The sequence below is a fragment of the Monashia sp. HAY1-5C genome (genome assembly GCF_056755255.1).
In genome coordinates this window covers 1-231 of record NZ_JBPGXG010000851.1, presented here as the reverse complement: position 1 = coordinate 231, position 231 = coordinate 1, and the positions used below count along the sequence as shown (strand labels likewise).

General features: G+C 74.5%; 1 pseudogene. It reads left to right on the top strand.

What is annotated here, in order from left to right:
- Nucleotides 1-231: pseudogene (locus ACR9ZK_RS23735) on the top strand (formimidoylglutamate deiminase); the annotation flags it as partial.

The window sequence follows — 231 nt, the reverse complement described above, 5'->3', positions numbered from 1 at the left end:
CTGCCAGCGCCGGTTCAGCGACGGCACCGTCGACGCGTGGGCCGAGCGCATGGCCGCACGTCCCGGGCCGACCGACCTGGTCCGCCTCGGCGCGGCGATCCACTCGGTGCGGGCCGTGCGTCGCGAGGACCTGCCCAAGGTCGTCGAGGCCGCCTGCGACCTGCCGCTGCACGTGCACCTGTCGGAGCAGCCGGGGGAGAACCTCGCCGGCCAGATGTACTACGGCTGCAC